At 64.7% G+C, this 12,578-nt stretch carries 16 protein-coding genes; 5 read left to right on the forward strand and 11 right to left on the reverse strand.

The features are described from left to right. Positions 1–52: 52 nt before the first annotated feature. The 5 genes from AC07VM_RS04655 to AC07VM_RS04675 form a co-directional block, all read right to left on the reverse strand. Complete coding sequence (locus tag AC07VM_RS04655; RefSeq protein WP_494910165.1) at positions 53–544, reverse strand: hypothetical protein; 492 nt, start codon at positions 542–544, stop codon at positions 53–55. A 32-nt stretch (positions 545–576) separates the two neighbouring features. Continuing rightward, positions 577–1,164 (reverse strand): dihydrofolate reductase family protein, encoded by a 588-nt coding sequence (locus AC07VM_RS04660; RefSeq protein WP_494910166.1) that lies wholly within the window; start codon positions 1,162–1,164, stop codon positions 577–579. Next, a complete protein-coding gene (locus AC07VM_RS04665) occupies positions 1,161–1,709 on the reverse strand; it encodes a TetR/AcrR family transcriptional regulator (protein WP_494910167.1) in 549 nt (182 codons plus the stop codon). The genes AC07VM_RS04660 and AC07VM_RS04665 overlap by 4 nt, the downstream gene beginning before the upstream one ends. A gap of 67 nt (positions 1,710–1,776) precedes the next feature. After that, positions 1,777–2,814, reverse strand: coding sequence for a methionine synthase (locus tag AC07VM_RS04670; RefSeq protein ID WP_494910168.1), 1,038 nt, complete (start codon positions 2,812–2,814; stop codon positions 1,777–1,779). Positions 2,815–2,834: 20 nt separating this feature from the next. Beyond that, positions 2,835–3,827, reverse strand: coding sequence for a DUF1852 domain-containing protein (locus AC07VM_RS04675; protein WP_494910169.1), 993 nt, complete (start codon positions 3,825–3,827; stop codon positions 2,835–2,837). Between the two features lie 124 nt (positions 3,828–3,951). Between AC07VM_RS04675 and AC07VM_RS04680 the strand changes: the two genes are divergently transcribed. Then, positions 3,952–4,893, forward strand: coding sequence for a LysR family transcriptional regulator (locus AC07VM_RS04680; RefSeq protein ID WP_494910170.1), 942 nt, complete (start codon positions 3,952–3,954; stop codon positions 4,891–4,893). Between the two features lie 16 nt (positions 4,894–4,909). On the opposite strand, the gene AC07VM_RS04685 is transcribed toward AC07VM_RS04680, so the two are convergent. Next, positions 4,910–5,299, reverse strand: coding sequence for a UCP033725 family protein (locus AC07VM_RS04685; protein ID WP_494910171.1), 390 nt, complete (start codon positions 5,297–5,299; stop codon positions 4,910–4,912). Beyond that, on the reverse strand, positions 5,292–5,831 hold the full coding sequence (locus AC07VM_RS04690) for a hypothetical protein (RefSeq protein WP_494910172.1): 540 nt from the start codon (positions 5,829–5,831) through the stop codon (positions 5,292–5,294). The genes AC07VM_RS04685 and AC07VM_RS04690 overlap by 8 nt, the downstream gene beginning before the upstream one ends. Before the next feature lie 530 nt (positions 5,832–6,361). On the opposite strand from AC07VM_RS04690, the gene AC07VM_RS04695 reads away from it, so the two are divergent. From AC07VM_RS04695 to AC07VM_RS04710, 4 genes are all read left to right on the forward strand, one after another. After that, a complete protein-coding gene (locus AC07VM_RS04695) occupies positions 6,362–6,796 on the forward strand; it encodes a hypothetical protein (RefSeq protein WP_494910173.1) in 435 nt (144 codons plus the stop codon). 36 nt (positions 6,797–6,832) lie between these two features. Next, positions 6,833–7,216 carry a hypothetical protein gene (locus AC07VM_RS04700; RefSeq protein ID WP_494910174.1) on the forward strand — a complete coding sequence of 128 codons (384 nt, stop codon included), beginning with the start codon at positions 6,833–6,835 and terminating at the stop codon, positions 7,214–7,216. Positions 7,217–7,360: 144 nt separating this feature from the next. Then, positions 7,361–8,458 (forward strand): hypothetical protein, encoded by a 1,098-nt coding sequence (locus AC07VM_RS04705; protein WP_494910175.1) that lies wholly within the window; start codon positions 7,361–7,363, stop codon positions 8,456–8,458. Further along, positions 8,455–9,144 (forward strand): HNH endonuclease, encoded by a 690-nt coding sequence (locus AC07VM_RS04710; RefSeq protein ID WP_494910176.1) that lies wholly within the window; start codon positions 8,455–8,457, stop codon positions 9,142–9,144. Before AC07VM_RS04705 ends, AC07VM_RS04710 begins: the two co-directional genes overlap by 4 nt. Positions 9,145–9,158: 14 nt before the next feature. Here AC07VM_RS04710 and AC07VM_RS04715 read toward each other — a convergent pair whose 3' ends face one another. From AC07VM_RS04715 to AC07VM_RS04730, 4 genes are all read right to left on the reverse strand, one after another. After that, positions 9,159–9,782 carry a uracil-DNA glycosylase gene (locus tag AC07VM_RS04715; RefSeq protein ID WP_494910177.1) on the reverse strand — a complete coding sequence of 208 codons (624 nt, stop codon included), beginning with the start codon at positions 9,780–9,782 and terminating at the stop codon, positions 9,159–9,161. 24 nt (positions 9,783–9,806) lie between these two features. After that, on the reverse strand, positions 9,807–10,712 hold the full coding sequence (locus tag AC07VM_RS04720) for a hypothetical protein (protein WP_494910178.1): 906 nt from the start codon (positions 10,710–10,712) through the stop codon (positions 9,807–9,809). Between the two features lie 456 nt (positions 10,713–11,168). Beyond that, positions 11,169–12,197: a DUF3800 domain-containing protein gene (locus AC07VM_RS04725; RefSeq protein ID WP_494910179.1), complete on the reverse strand. Its 1,029-nt coding sequence runs from the start codon at positions 12,195–12,197 to the stop codon at positions 11,169–11,171. Between the two features lie 196 nt (positions 12,198–12,393). Then, a partial coding sequence (locus AC07VM_RS04730; RefSeq protein WP_494910180.1) for a hypothetical protein occupies positions 12,394–12,578 on the reverse strand: 185 nt, incomplete at its 5' end.

Consider the following 12,578-nt stretch of genomic DNA (forward strand, 5'->3'; position numbering starts at 1 on the left):
ACCATAGCCGATGGCTGCCGCACGACGGCCATCACGCCCTCATCGTGCGTGATCAGCCGCCGCGCGTCGACGGCGTGTGAGATGGCGGGGCGACAGACTGCGCCGCTGCGAAGACACCCCAGGCGATGAGGTGGAACGCTGCCAGCGCGACGACTGTTTCGGGGAGAGTCGAGAACGTCGTCGTATCGGACCCTATGAGGGTGAGCTGCACGATCACCACGATGCTGAGTCCCAGTCCGATCAGCGCCGCGAGGAGACTGACGACCACGACGATCCAACGGCGGCCCGATCGAGCGCTCGCGAGCACCGCGAGCAGGACCACGAGGACGGACCACACGGCGAGAGGGATGCTGAACAGCTGGTACCACACCATGACGCCGAAGGCCGCTTCGAGGTCGAAGGGCAGTTCGTGCACGACGACGCCCAGCTGAACCGCGGATCCCGCGAGCCATGAGAGGGCCAGTGCCCACAGCGCCGTGCGCACGTTGCGGACGCCGACGGTCAAGGACGGCTCTTCGCGCCGGAGGTGTTCCGTGGCTGTCATGGGCTCGATCCTCCCACGAGGGCAAGGCCTGCTCAGTGCGGCGCGGCCATGCTCGGCGCCTCCGGCCGCGCCACGTCATACGTGACTCGGAGGAGACCGTCGCCCGGGGTGGAGTGGTGGCCGCGAAGGGTGAGGAGGACGTCACGGTCGAGTTCGCCGAACAAGCGACTTCCACGGCCGAGCAGCACCGGTGCGATCGACACCGTGATCTCGTCGATGAGCCCCGCTGCGAGGAAGGACTGGATGGTCCGACCGCCATCGACGTACACGCGCTTCGCGCCGGTCGCCGCGAGGATGCCGCCGGCGTGCTCCACGGAATGAGCGACCTGCGCACGCGGACTCGCGTCGAGCGTCGAGCTGAGCACGACGACCGTCTTGCCCTCGAAGGGCCATTGCTCGAAGCCCGACACGGTGTCGTACGTGGTCCGCCCCATGACGATGGTGTCGACCGTCGGGAAGAAGGTCTCCCAGACCAGCCCGGGGTGCGCACCCGTCTCGGCGGTGTGCCCACGGGGCTCGGGGTCGGTGAGCCAGGCGAGGTCTCCGTCGGGTTTGGCGATGTAGCCGTCGAGGCTCACTCCGATGAAGGCGCATCCGCGCCAGGTGCGTTCGAGGGTCATGTCCAGCCTTTCACGAGGTGGTCGATGGTGTCTTCCGGCGAAGTGGGTTCGAGCGACACCGCCTGCCGGTAGAGGCTGCCGTGCAGGGCGTCGAGCAAGGTCAGGGCCGCAGCCCGGCAGTCGACGTCGTCGCGGAGCGGCAGGTGCCGGAGCAGCGCCTCGAAGTAGCGGGCCTGCCGATCCCACCCTTCACGGAGAAGTTCGCCGCCCTGGGGAGACCACAGGTCGCGCATCAACTCTCCGAGTCCCGTGACCGCCGCCGATGACGAGGCCGTCGCGAAGTGCGCTCGACCGTACGCGTGGAGCTCATCCCGTGCATGCTCTGGATCGATGGGCGCCACCGGTATCCCGTCGATCCAGTGCCGGGAGAGCGCATGCAGCAGGCGCTCCTTCGACCCGAACCGCTTGATCAGCCCTGCCGCGCTGATCCCCGCGGCGGGCGCGACGTCACCGAGTCCCCAGGGATCGGTCGAGGCGCGACGACGAAGTGCGTCGTCTATGCGCTCCAGCAGCTCGGCATCGGAGGAACGAGGAGGGCGGCTCACCCCATTAGTAAATCGCAGTTCACTAATCCCGGATCCGCGGTGGGATCGTCGGAACCCAGCGAGGACCTCAGCGCTTCGCGGAAGCGAGCTCCTCGCGAAGGAGGGCGGCGCCCGCGCTGAGCGCTCGCAGCTTGCCGCGGGCGACGTCACGTGACAACGGCGCCAAGCCGCAGTTCGTGCTCGGGATGAGCTTGTCCGCGTCGACGAAACGGAGCGCGTTCCGGAGCGTCTCGGCGACCTCCTCCGGAGTCTCGATCACGTCGCTGGCCACATCGATGGCTCCGAGCATCACCTTCTTGCCCCGGATGAGCTCGATGAGGTCCAGGGGGACGTGCGAGTGGTGGCTCTCCAGCGAGATCGTGTCGATGCTCGACTGCTGCAGCAGCGGGAACGAGGTCTCGTACTGCCGCCACTCCGCTCCGAGAGTCGCCTTCCAGTCCGTGTTGGCCTTGATCCCGTACCCGTAACAGATGTGCACCACGGTCTCCGCGCGCAACCCTTCGGCCGCCCTCTCGAGCACCGCCACGCCCCAGTCCCGCACGTCGTCGAAGAAGACGTTGAATGCGGGCTCGTCGAACTGGATGATGTCCACCCCGGCCGCCTCGAGCTCCTTCGCCTCCTGATTGAGGATCGTCGCGAACTCCCAGGCCAGCTTCTCGCGGCTCTTGTAGTGGCGATCGTAGAGCGTGTCGATCATCGTCATCGGACCGGGCAGGGCCCACTTGATGGGCTGATCGGTCAGCTGGCGGAGGAACTTCGCGTCCTCGACGAACACGGGCTTCTCGCGGCTCACGGCACCGACGACCGTCGGCACGCTGGCGTCGTACCGGTCGCGGATCCGGACGGTCTCCCGCTGGTCGAAGTCGACGCCGGAGAGATGCTCGATGAACGTCGTGACGAAGTGCTGGCGGGACTGCTCGCCGTCGCTGATGATGTCGATGCCGGCCTGGCGCTGCTCGTCGACGGTGATGCGGAGCGCATCCTGCACACCCTCGACCAGGGCATCGCCCTCCAGCTTCCACGGGGACCAGAGGGTCTCGGGCTGGGACAGCCAGGACGGCTTGGGCAGGCTGCCGACGATCGAGGTGGGAAGAAGAGTGTTCATGAGCGGTGATTCTCCGGTGGTCATCCGACAGGAACGGGGTAGGTGGCGGCCCACTGTTCGAGGATGTGTCCGTGCGGCTTCACGAGGTGCTCGTGCGCGTACTTCCCCTGTTCGGCCGCGAGCCGACTGCGCTCGTCGCGGTCGTAGGCGATCTTCGTCACCGAGTAGTCCTGCTGCTCGAGGCTCGGCTGATAGATGCTCGCGGCGGCCGAGTTGGCGTTGTAGATCTCGGGTCGGTAGATCTTCTGGAACGTCTCCATCGTGCTGATCGTGCCGATGAGCTGGAGGTTCGTGTAGTCGCCGAGCAGATCGCCGCGGAAGTAGAACGCCAGCGGCGCGACGCTGCCGCGGGGCATGAAGTACCGGACCGCGAGCCCCATCTTGCCGAAGTACTCATCGGTCAGGGAGGGGTCCTTCTGCTCGTACTCGACACCGAGGATCGGGTGGTGGTTCTCGGTGCGACGGTACGTCTTGCTCGTCGAGACGCTGATGCAGATCACGGGCGACACGGTGAAGCGCTCCCGATAGGTCTCCGAGTCCAGGAAGTGCTGGAAGAGCTTGCCGTGCAGGTCGCCGAAGTCGGCCGGGACGCTGAACCCTCCTGCGGCCTCGCTGGCCGCCGGCAGTCGCACACTGAAGTCGAAGTCGCGGACGTAGGACGAGAAGTTGTTCCCCACGATCCCGTGGCTGCGCTTCCCGGTGAGACGGTCGACGACCTGGATGTCCAGCACCTCGAGCAGCGGGAACTCCTTGTCCTCACCCTCGGCGGCGAACTGCACCGCCACCGAGACGATCTCGAGTTCGACGGTGTAGCGGTCCCCGCCCGGGTTGTCCCAGCGCGCCAGATCGTTGAACCGACGGTCGATCATCGTCAGGGCATTGCGGAGATTCTGCTGACGGTGCTCCCCCCGTGCGAGGTTGGCGAAGTTCGTGGTGATCCGGGAGTTGTCCGACGGCGAGTAGTCCTCGTCGAACCGGGTCGTCGTGATGCGGAACGTGAATTCATGTGCCATGAGGGGCCAATCGGTGTGCTGATCGGCCGGGCTCGGCCTCGCGGAAGGGGGTACCTCCATGGTGCGACCCGAGGGCCCCTATCGAGAAATGTGCTCTGACTATGCGATGGCATAGTCTGCAACTATGGACAAGCGTTCGAGCGGCATCACGCTGCAGCAGCTCACCTACTACATCGAGGTCGCCGCGGAGGGATCGATCAGCGCCGCCGCCGATCTGCTCTACGTCGCTCAGCCGACGATGTCGGCGGCGATGAAAGACCTGGAGAGCCGGGTGGGCCGCGTGCTCCTCCTCCGCTCCGCCCGGGGCGTGACCCTCACCACGGACGGCGTGGAGTTCCTCGGGTACGCCCGGCAGGTCGTCGAGCAGGTCGCACTCCTCGAACAGCGATACCTCGGCCGACCACCGTCACGGCGCCTGCTCGGGGTGTCGACGCAGCACTACTCGTTCGCGGTCGACGCTCTGGTGCGGATGGTGAAGGCGACCTCGGCGGCCGAGTACGAGTTCTCGCTGCGGGAGACGCGGACGTGGGACATCATCGAAGACGTCCGCACCCTCCGCAGCGAGCTGGGGATCCTCTACCGGAACGACTTCAACCGCAACGTCATCGACAAGCTGCTCCGCGACTCCGGGCTCGCGTTCCACCCGCTCTTCGTCGCGGAACCGCACATCTTCATCTCCCGCAAGAACCCCCTCGCCACTCGAGATCGCGTGACCCTCGCCGATCTCGCCGACGTGCCGAGGCTCACCTTCGACCAGGGCGCGAACAACTCCTTCTACTTCGCCGAGGAGATCCTCTCCACCCTCTCGAGCCCGCGCGATATCCGCGTGTCCGACCGCGCGACCATCTTCAATCTGATGATCGGGCTCGACGGCTACACCATCTCGACGGGCATCATCAGCGATGACCTCGACCCCGAGATCGTCGCCATCCCGCTCGACATCGACGAGCGCATCGAGATCGGCTGGATCGGCCACTCCGCGATCCCGCTCACGGAGCAGGCACAGCGCTACCTCGCCGAGCTGCGGACCGTCGTGTCGGGCTTCGGGGTGGAACTGCTCGGCTGAGCGTGCGCGCGCGGCTCTATGCGAGCCAGGGGGCGCGGACCGGTGTCCGCGTCGTCTCGATCCGCAGTTTCGGGTCGGAGCGGTCGATCGTCTTGTACCACTCGCTGCGGCCGTGTTGTGTGAACCCCGCGTCACCGGCACCGGGGTCGTGGGAGGCCGCGACGACTCGGCCGTCACCGCTCGAGGCGATCTGGATCGGGACGCCGGCATACGTCCCTCCGTGAGCAATGCGGAAGACGGCAAGACCCTCCTGCCGATCGATGGCCCGGAAGTAGCCGGTCTTCCCCGCTCTCTTGGTGAATCCCGGCGCCGGCGTCCACGACCGGAGTGACCAGCCGAACGTGCTGACGACCTCGTACTCCGCGCCGTCGAGCAGGGCGAACAGACCCGACTTCAGATCATCCATCCGCAGTGCCCTTCTGCTCGGGACGTCTCCCCGATGCGCGAAGCGCGAGCGCGTTCAACCGCTTCAGGTCCACGAACCGGTCCACGCGCACCGGCTCCTCGTCGATCCACACGGTCTTGCCGTCCACGCGCAGAACCCCGATGTACATCACCTCGTCCGCCTCGGACGAGAACACGGTCAGCACCCGGGAGTCGGCCACGCGCCGGTGCGCGGCCGTGAGCCCCGACACGATCTCCTCGTCGGTACCTTCACGGATCGCCGAGACCAGAGATCCGACCGGGAATGTCGCATCCACGCCGACCACGACCGGGTTCGCGAGCACACCACCCCCACGGACCCGCCAGTGCTGCGACGGCCGAAGGATCATCACGATGCACACCGCGAAGATCACCGGCGGCAAGACGAAGGCCCCGGCGACCGCCAGCCCGGATCGCACGCGACCACCCAAGAGCTCGACCGTCGCGTCCTGGTTCAGGTAGACCAGCAGGGCGACCACGACCGCGGCAGCGGCCACGACCATCCAGATCAGCATCTGCCGCCGGGACCGTTCCGCGACGAACCGCTCCGGGTGCGTACGGAACCAGGCTCCCAGTGACCGGGATCGGGATTGCAGCGGAGTGAAACTCACGACACGGAACCGTTCATCCGACTCAGCGTAGCCAAGAGCGGGAGCGTCCGGAGGGCGACCAGCTCGGCCTCGCGATGCACGTCGCGCCTCATTCCCTCATCGGCATCAGACCGCGGCGCAGCGTTGCGACGGCATCACTGCTCATCCCGCCGACTACAACGATGCCTTGAACGAGTGCGACATCAACTCGATGGCGATCGGACTCCGCACACCGCAGGCACTGCCCGCGAATCCCTCGGGCATCACCGAACTGCTCATCACTATTGATGCGCCTCGCGGTCTGGACAACACTGGTCCGGTCAGCGGGGTCGTCCAGTCCGTCAACGAATCCTGGTGCGAGGATGCTCCGCTGCTGTCCAACACGGACTGCATGGGCGTGGCGGCAGGATCCGTAGGGGTGCGACCTCACAGGTTCGTGCGTGAACACTGGTCAGATGACGAAGGCGACTCAGACGGCCCAGGCGACATGGCTCATAATCGTGAGCCTCCTCAGCCAATTGGCGGTCTGGGTCGCTTTCGTGTCTCAGTACGGCGACTCTCGCGAGATAGATCGCGCATGCTTCCGCAGTGCGCCGGACACCGCTGCATACATCGGTGAATATCCGCAGGTCGTGACGGACGTGACATTCATGCCAATCGGGCGAGCGTGCGTCTACGAAGCCACAACCGGCGGAATCGTCACCGTGCAGACAGGTCTGGCTGTAACGGCACTTGCGATCATCGGTACGACGCTGTGTCTTATCGCCGCTATCGCTGCATGGACACGTTGGAAACGACTCACTCCGATGCGGCGCCTCCTCCCTGGTGTAGCGGTGTTTTTCCTCGGTCTGGGCTGGATTGGAATCTGGACCAACGCCGCAATCCACTGAGCGATGTCCCGAGACGCAACGCCCCGAAGTTCCCTCGTGTACTTCATCATCGCCTGCCTCGCTGTGCTGCCCGTGCTGGCGATGCCTGTCCTCCAGTACTTCAGCGTCTCCGGCAACGCTGAGTACGCGTGCATCACAGGCCCGGTGCCGCCGAACGTGGTGCCCCGAGGAGAGGTGTCGCTCACCGAAGGGCATAAGACAGCCTTCCCCGCCGGCAGGTACTGCGAGTGGGAGAATGCTTCGGGCGAAGCTCTGACCTATCAGACCGGTTGGATCACAACCATCGTCGCGTGCGTTGCGACCCTCATCATTGTTTGGATGACCGTGCTCGCGATTCGAGGTCGACGGCCGCGCAGCATTCTCGCCGCGCTCATTCCCGCTGCGCTGACGCTGCTCACTTGGGTCGTGGTGTTCCTCTAACACCGCTTCGTGGCTCCCCGGTCCCTCGATAGGGTCGGAGCATGCGCTCTGTGACAGGCCTCCACCCGCCTTTCACGGCGGTCGCGATAGGCGTACCCACTGGGGGGCGAGACCTTGACCGAGCATGACTCGGACGAAACGACCATGGAACTCGAGATCACCGTCACGCCCCGCGAGACCCACGTGTGGGTGCCGCGTCCCCAGACGTCGCAGGGGCTGCGCCGGGAACTCACCGAGGCCGGCTACCTCGTCCGCGACGCTGACCAGTGGGGCCTGGAGAACGCAGGTTTCATCCCTGACGGCGAGCACCTCGAGTTCGACCCCGCGCGCATCTTCGACGTCGGCATCGGCGCTGATGCGAACGCGACCCTGCATGCACTCGTCGACTCCGGCCACACACTGATCTGGCATCGCTGGCAGACACGGCTCTCTCGGAAGGTCTGGGGTGTCCCCGTGGCGATCCCCCGCCGAGGCAGACCGCGCGCCGGCGGCACCGAGACCGCGACGCACTTCGGCACCACCGTCCGCAGCACCTGCGGACTCGGTCTGCGCATCTCCCGCGACGTCTACGCGACGATCAACAAGCGCTCATCGCTCCCTCGGTGGCACCGTGAGGACAACCCAGAGCTGTGGGACTCCCTCGACTGGTCGTACGAAGACGCCGAACACCGCTTCCACTCCGACGAATGGTGCGAAGAGCATCGCGAGAGAGCGCTGCAGAACTTCGACCTGAACATGGCGCACTTCGCCTCCCTCGATCGCGAGGAGTTCGAACGCGCTCTGCAGTCAGCTGTCGCCAGCCGACGCGGCACGGTCGAAGTCACGGATCTGCCGAAGTGGGACGGCGCGGCCGGGCTCTACATCATGGTGCTCGACGAGTACTGCCAGGTCTATGTCGGCGTGGCCAACTCGTCGACGGGGATCGCGAAGCGCATCCGCCAGCACTGGACCACCCAGAAGCAGTTCGACCGCCTCATCTGGGGTAACGTCACCTCATCGATTCTCTCCATCGACAGCTTCCGGGCCCTCGACACCACCCGCATCTTCGCTCTCAAGAACGAGCGCGCGTTCGACGGCGAGAACCAGCTCCTTGAGCAGTTCCCGAACAAATTCACGCTGAACCGCGTCATGGGAGGCAACGACGTCGTCCGTCTTGCGGGCTTCCTCGGAGTCGGTGCCGTCATGCGATCCCGCGAATTCGCGACGGATGACCCCTCGACGACAGAGCTGGATCCCGCGTGACGGTCGCGGTTGACGCTCTGCCTTACGACGCCGTCGCCCTGTACAGCGAGACTCTCGCCGGCGTCGCCGAGGCTCTGCCGTCGCTCGAATTGGCTGAGCAACGCCTTGCCCCCATCGCCGGCGAAGTGTGGACAGGTGCGCTGACGTTCCACGGCGCGACCGCCGCCGGCATCACCGATCGCTCGTCGCGCCGTGTCTCCGACCGCACGAGAGCGCAGGTGTTCCTCCGAGACGGATTCCGCTGCACCTACTGCGGCGGCCGGACGATCCCGCGCTGCATCCTCGTCGCGATCAGCGACGTCTTCCCCGAAGCGCTCCCCTACTACGCCCACTACCGCCGCGGAACTGTGCACCCGGCCTACTGGGCCGTCGCCCCCGAAGCCGACCACAAGCTCGCCCACGCCAGCGGCGGCTCAAGCGACGTCGACAACCTCACCACCTTGCACGCGATGTGCAACACCCGGAAGTCGAGCCTCGCTGCAGAGTCACTCCCCCAGGCGCAGCTCGTCCCGCCGGCCGCCGAGATCCCTTGGGACGGGCTCCTCTCGCGATACGCCGACATCGTCATCGCGGGCAACCACCGCGGTCGCCGTCACTCAGCCTCCGGCTACCACCTCCAGTGGCTGCAGCGCTTCGACCGCCATGCGGACGCCGCGAGAGTACGCGAGGCCTCGACCTCGCGCTGACACCCTCGCGACGATCAGGCAAGCAGCGCCACCACCTCGTGGAATGCCTCGCGTCGACGCGCCACACGGCCTGCCCGCTCCTCGACATCTCGCACGAACAGCGCCTGCGGCGACGGATGGAACGTGCGCACGACCATGAGCCCACGATCCCGCTCGATGTTCGGCGCGATGCGCAACAGCCGGCGCCACGCATGGTCTGCGTCACCGCCCTGAAGCAGAACGACCCTCACCTTCGACGCGAGCTCCAGCAAATGGAGGATCGTCTCGACTCCGGCATCCAGCTCTGACGCCTTCGCGGCACGGTTGATGTACCAGGGGTAGGCGTTCCACGGGAGCAACTCGAAGGGCGAGATCCCGGCCTCCTCGAGCAAGACCGCCTGCAGCTCGGCGCTGCCGTCGTTGTTCTCGACACAGATGAACCCACTGCCGACCTCATCTTGCGTCGCCGGCCCCGGGTCGCGCAGGATGCTCAGCACCCGGGCCTCGACACCACCGTGAAGGGGTGCGACGTACGGCGCCCAGCCTCGTCCCGCCTCGCGCAGCTCGTCGACGTACTCGTTCACCGGCGCGATGTGTGGCGCATAGCGATCAACCCACTGCTGTTCCCGGAACGCCTCGATGGCCATCTGCTTCGGCATGGCCTGACCGTAGCGGTGTGCCGCTCACGTCTTGGAGTCGTCGTCGATCTCGACGCCAGCTCGCTCTCGCCAGAGCTGAAGGTGATGCTCGCTGGTCAAATGATCCCCCCGAAGCGCTGCTTCGCTGACGGGCGTGAAAAGAGCCAGCACGTCCGACTCGTCAAGGGTGCTGAGCCAGCCCGCGAAGGCTGGTCGCTTATCGTCGCCGCAGAAATCGGCCATCATCTCGAGGAGATCGCGTCTGACTCCTTCACCGGCCATACGTCGGGTGAGGCGCGTGTGGGCTGCGTCCCGACTGGCGGCATTCCACGCCTCGGAGAACGACGCGTGTCCGCGCGACAGATCCAGGTTCGGCGGGATCTTCGGTAGGTCTGCGCGACCTCTCACCAGGATTGGAACAGACTGCTCTCGGACCCATTCCTCCAGCTGTCCAAGTTCGTGCATGAGGGTGTGCACTGTGCCGGTGTGAGGTCTTCGGACAACCACCCCCGGCCAGATAGAGACGCCCATCTTCATACCTCGGGGAACGGAAGCAAGAACGCTGCCAACTTCAGCGACCTGTTGCTCGCCGGCGCGCAATGCGCTGTGTGATCCGTCCTCGAGGTCGACCCGACCGACTCGGGTCAGCGTGACGCTCGGCTCTCGATGCTTCGCAAAGTTCGTGTGCTCTGCGAGACGTCTCATGGGGTGCACGTCCACATCTCGGCGGTGGAAAGGCTGGAGCCGGTGAAGGCGTTCGTACAGCTCGCTCCCGCGGGCGAAGACGCCTAACGATTTGCGTCGCTCATCGGAGGCCCAGTCATCGAACGCTTCCGCTGAGAGCTTCGCCGGCACCTCGATCAGGGCCGCCTCTTTGCGATCTAGGTCGCACCCCAGCTGCGAGTCGACCTCCGCGAACAAACAGTGTTCCATGAGGTTGGGAAGTGCCACAGGACCAGCTCGATCAGGTGATCTGCAAACCCGGTGGGCGCTCGCTTGATGTTCGCCATAAGAACGGTGACCGCTTGGCTGTACAGTTCGCCGAATATGTCAACCGGGAATCCTTCAGTCGCGCCTACCCCAAAATGAGGCCTGCTGCGATCCCGCTGAGTTCTGATACATTCCCGGTGACTGTAGTCGACTTGACTAGCGTCAGTTCTCCGGGATCCTTCCAACTACGCCCAGGCTGGACTTCGCTTCCTGGCGGTAGGCAACTTCAAGGACACTGGTTCTTCGGGAGGGAGGTCGGCTTAGAACTCGCGCTACCCTCAGCACCCTCGGGACTCGGACTCGCTCAGCTTGAGCCACTAGCCAGCGCGAGTGAGGCGGCTAATCGCAAGTACCGTGAACGTTAGGTAGGCCAGCTAGGCGACGTCCGAGCGCGCTCAGAGCCGCCGAGATCTTCACCTACGAGAACTGAGAAGATATCGCCTCACGAGCATTCTCAACGTTCATGTTCGCGGGGATCGGCCAGATACTTGCGCCACTCACGAGCGGTGCAAGACTCGCAAGCAGCGGATGCTGTTGATGGTCCGCCATAGATTCTGCGACCACTCGGCCAATGCCAGCAAGTAAGTCCGCCACCTGGACTCGAGGATCCTGTTTCGAGTCGACAAGTAGAACGTCTTCAAGTTTGCTGGACAAGTCCCGTCGCGACGGGATCACCTCCTCCGGGTGCGCCAGGGACTGCTTCGCCCACTCGATCTTCACCGGCGTCAGCTCCTTCGCCGCGTCGTGGACTAGTATCACGGGCTTTCCCGAGGTTGAAGCCCAATAACGCACGGCCGCACCAACTGCTGAGATAAGTGGGTCCGTCGTGCGAAGCCGCTCTTCCAGGCCTTCCCCGAGTTGAAGTTGCGAGAGTGAGGCAAGGTGACCGAACCCAGCGAAAACTGCGTCCAGAACGCTCCGCACAATCGCGGTTTCATTGGCGAGCAGCCCCCTCGTGATCTGCACCAGCCGCGCCAACAGAACCTGTGCCTCGCTTGCATCACTTGCGCGCATGAAGCGTTGGAACGACATCAGGAGTCGCTCCCATTCTTCGCCGTAACTTTCCGGGCCGAGGAAGAACAGCAAATTCGCCCCCGCCAGCGCGATCCCGGTCGCATAGATATCGTGGCCGTGCTCGTGAGCAAGTTCTTCCGCTGTAGAATCGTAGAGCTTCGATACCAGGAAGTATTTCTTGTGGGTGAGGTGCACGGACGCGCAATGCTCGACCAGCGGATGTGTGAGCAACCATCTAGCTGTAGCCTGATGCCTAGGCTGAAGGATTGTCCTGGACTTCAGCTCCGCACTCTGGCTACGAGTGCGCTCTCGAATCTCATCGATCAAGTCTGAAGCAGCGCCACGCGATAGTGTCACGCTCGCATGCGCGAAAACAGGCGATTCTCCGGAGAGGACGTTTTCGCCGTCGTTGCCAGATTCATCGCAAGCCACCTCAAGAGGTATTGGTGCGGTCAATCTGACTCACCTCATCTTTCACCGTGACTTGTCCCGAGAATGCCGACATCACCCAGTTTCACTGAGATACTCTCGGTGACCCTCGCTTTCAGAGTACTTCCTTCCCGCGACCACTCGGGTGGAAGGCGAATCCGGCTGTCGGCAACGTCCGGGGAGGTGGTTAATTGACGTCCTACCCGGTTGGCGGACCTTTGAGCCTGAATCGTGACGAATCGACGAAGCCAGGGCTACGACTTCGGACCCGCATCTGTGCTGACTTCGGGCCTCGCTTCCACATCAGCATCAGCATCAGCATCAGCATCAGCATCAGCATCAGCATCAGCATCAGCATCAGCATCAGCATCAGCATCAGCATCA

This window comes from Microbacterium sp. GW821-FHT01D02 (assembly GCF_059422585.1).

Excerpts from the sequence above, each read along its gene's own strand:
- AC07VM_RS04655 (WP_494910165.1), bottom strand. The coding sequence starts at position 544 with ATGACAGCCACGGAACACCTCCGGCGCGAAGAGCCGTCCTTGACCGTC.
- AC07VM_RS04660 (WP_494910166.1), bottom strand. The coding sequence starts at position 1,164 with ATGACCCTCGAACGCACCTGGCGCGGATGCGCCTTCATCGGAGTGAGC.
- AC07VM_RS04670 (WP_494910168.1), bottom strand. The coding sequence starts at position 2,814 with ATGAACACTCTTCTTCCCACCTCGATCGTCGGCAGCCTGCCCAAGCCG.
- AC07VM_RS04675 (WP_494910169.1), bottom strand. The coding sequence starts at position 3,827 with ATGGCACATGAATTCACGTTCCGCATCACGACGACCCGGTTCGACGAG.
- AC07VM_RS04680 (WP_494910170.1), top strand. The coding sequence starts at position 3,952 with ATGGACAAGCGTTCGAGCGGCATCACGCTGCAGCAGCTCACCTACTAC.
- AC07VM_RS04685 (WP_494910171.1), bottom strand. The coding sequence starts at position 5,299 with ATGGATGATCTGAAGTCGGGTCTGTTCGCCCTGCTCGACGGCGCGGAG.
- AC07VM_RS04690 (WP_494910172.1), bottom strand. The coding sequence starts at position 5,831 with ATGCTGATCTGGATGGTCGTGGCCGCTGCCGCGGTCGTGGTCGCCCTG.
- AC07VM_RS04695 (WP_494910173.1), top strand. The coding sequence starts at position 6,362 with ATGACGAAGGCGACTCAGACGGCCCAGGCGACATGGCTCATAATCGTG.
- AC07VM_RS04705 (WP_494910175.1), top strand. The coding sequence starts at position 7,361 with ATGGAACTCGAGATCACCGTCACGCCCCGCGAGACCCACGTGTGGGTG.
- AC07VM_RS04715 (WP_494910177.1), bottom strand. The coding sequence starts at position 9,782 with ATGCCGAAGCAGATGGCCATCGAGGCGTTCCGGGAACAGCAGTGGGTT.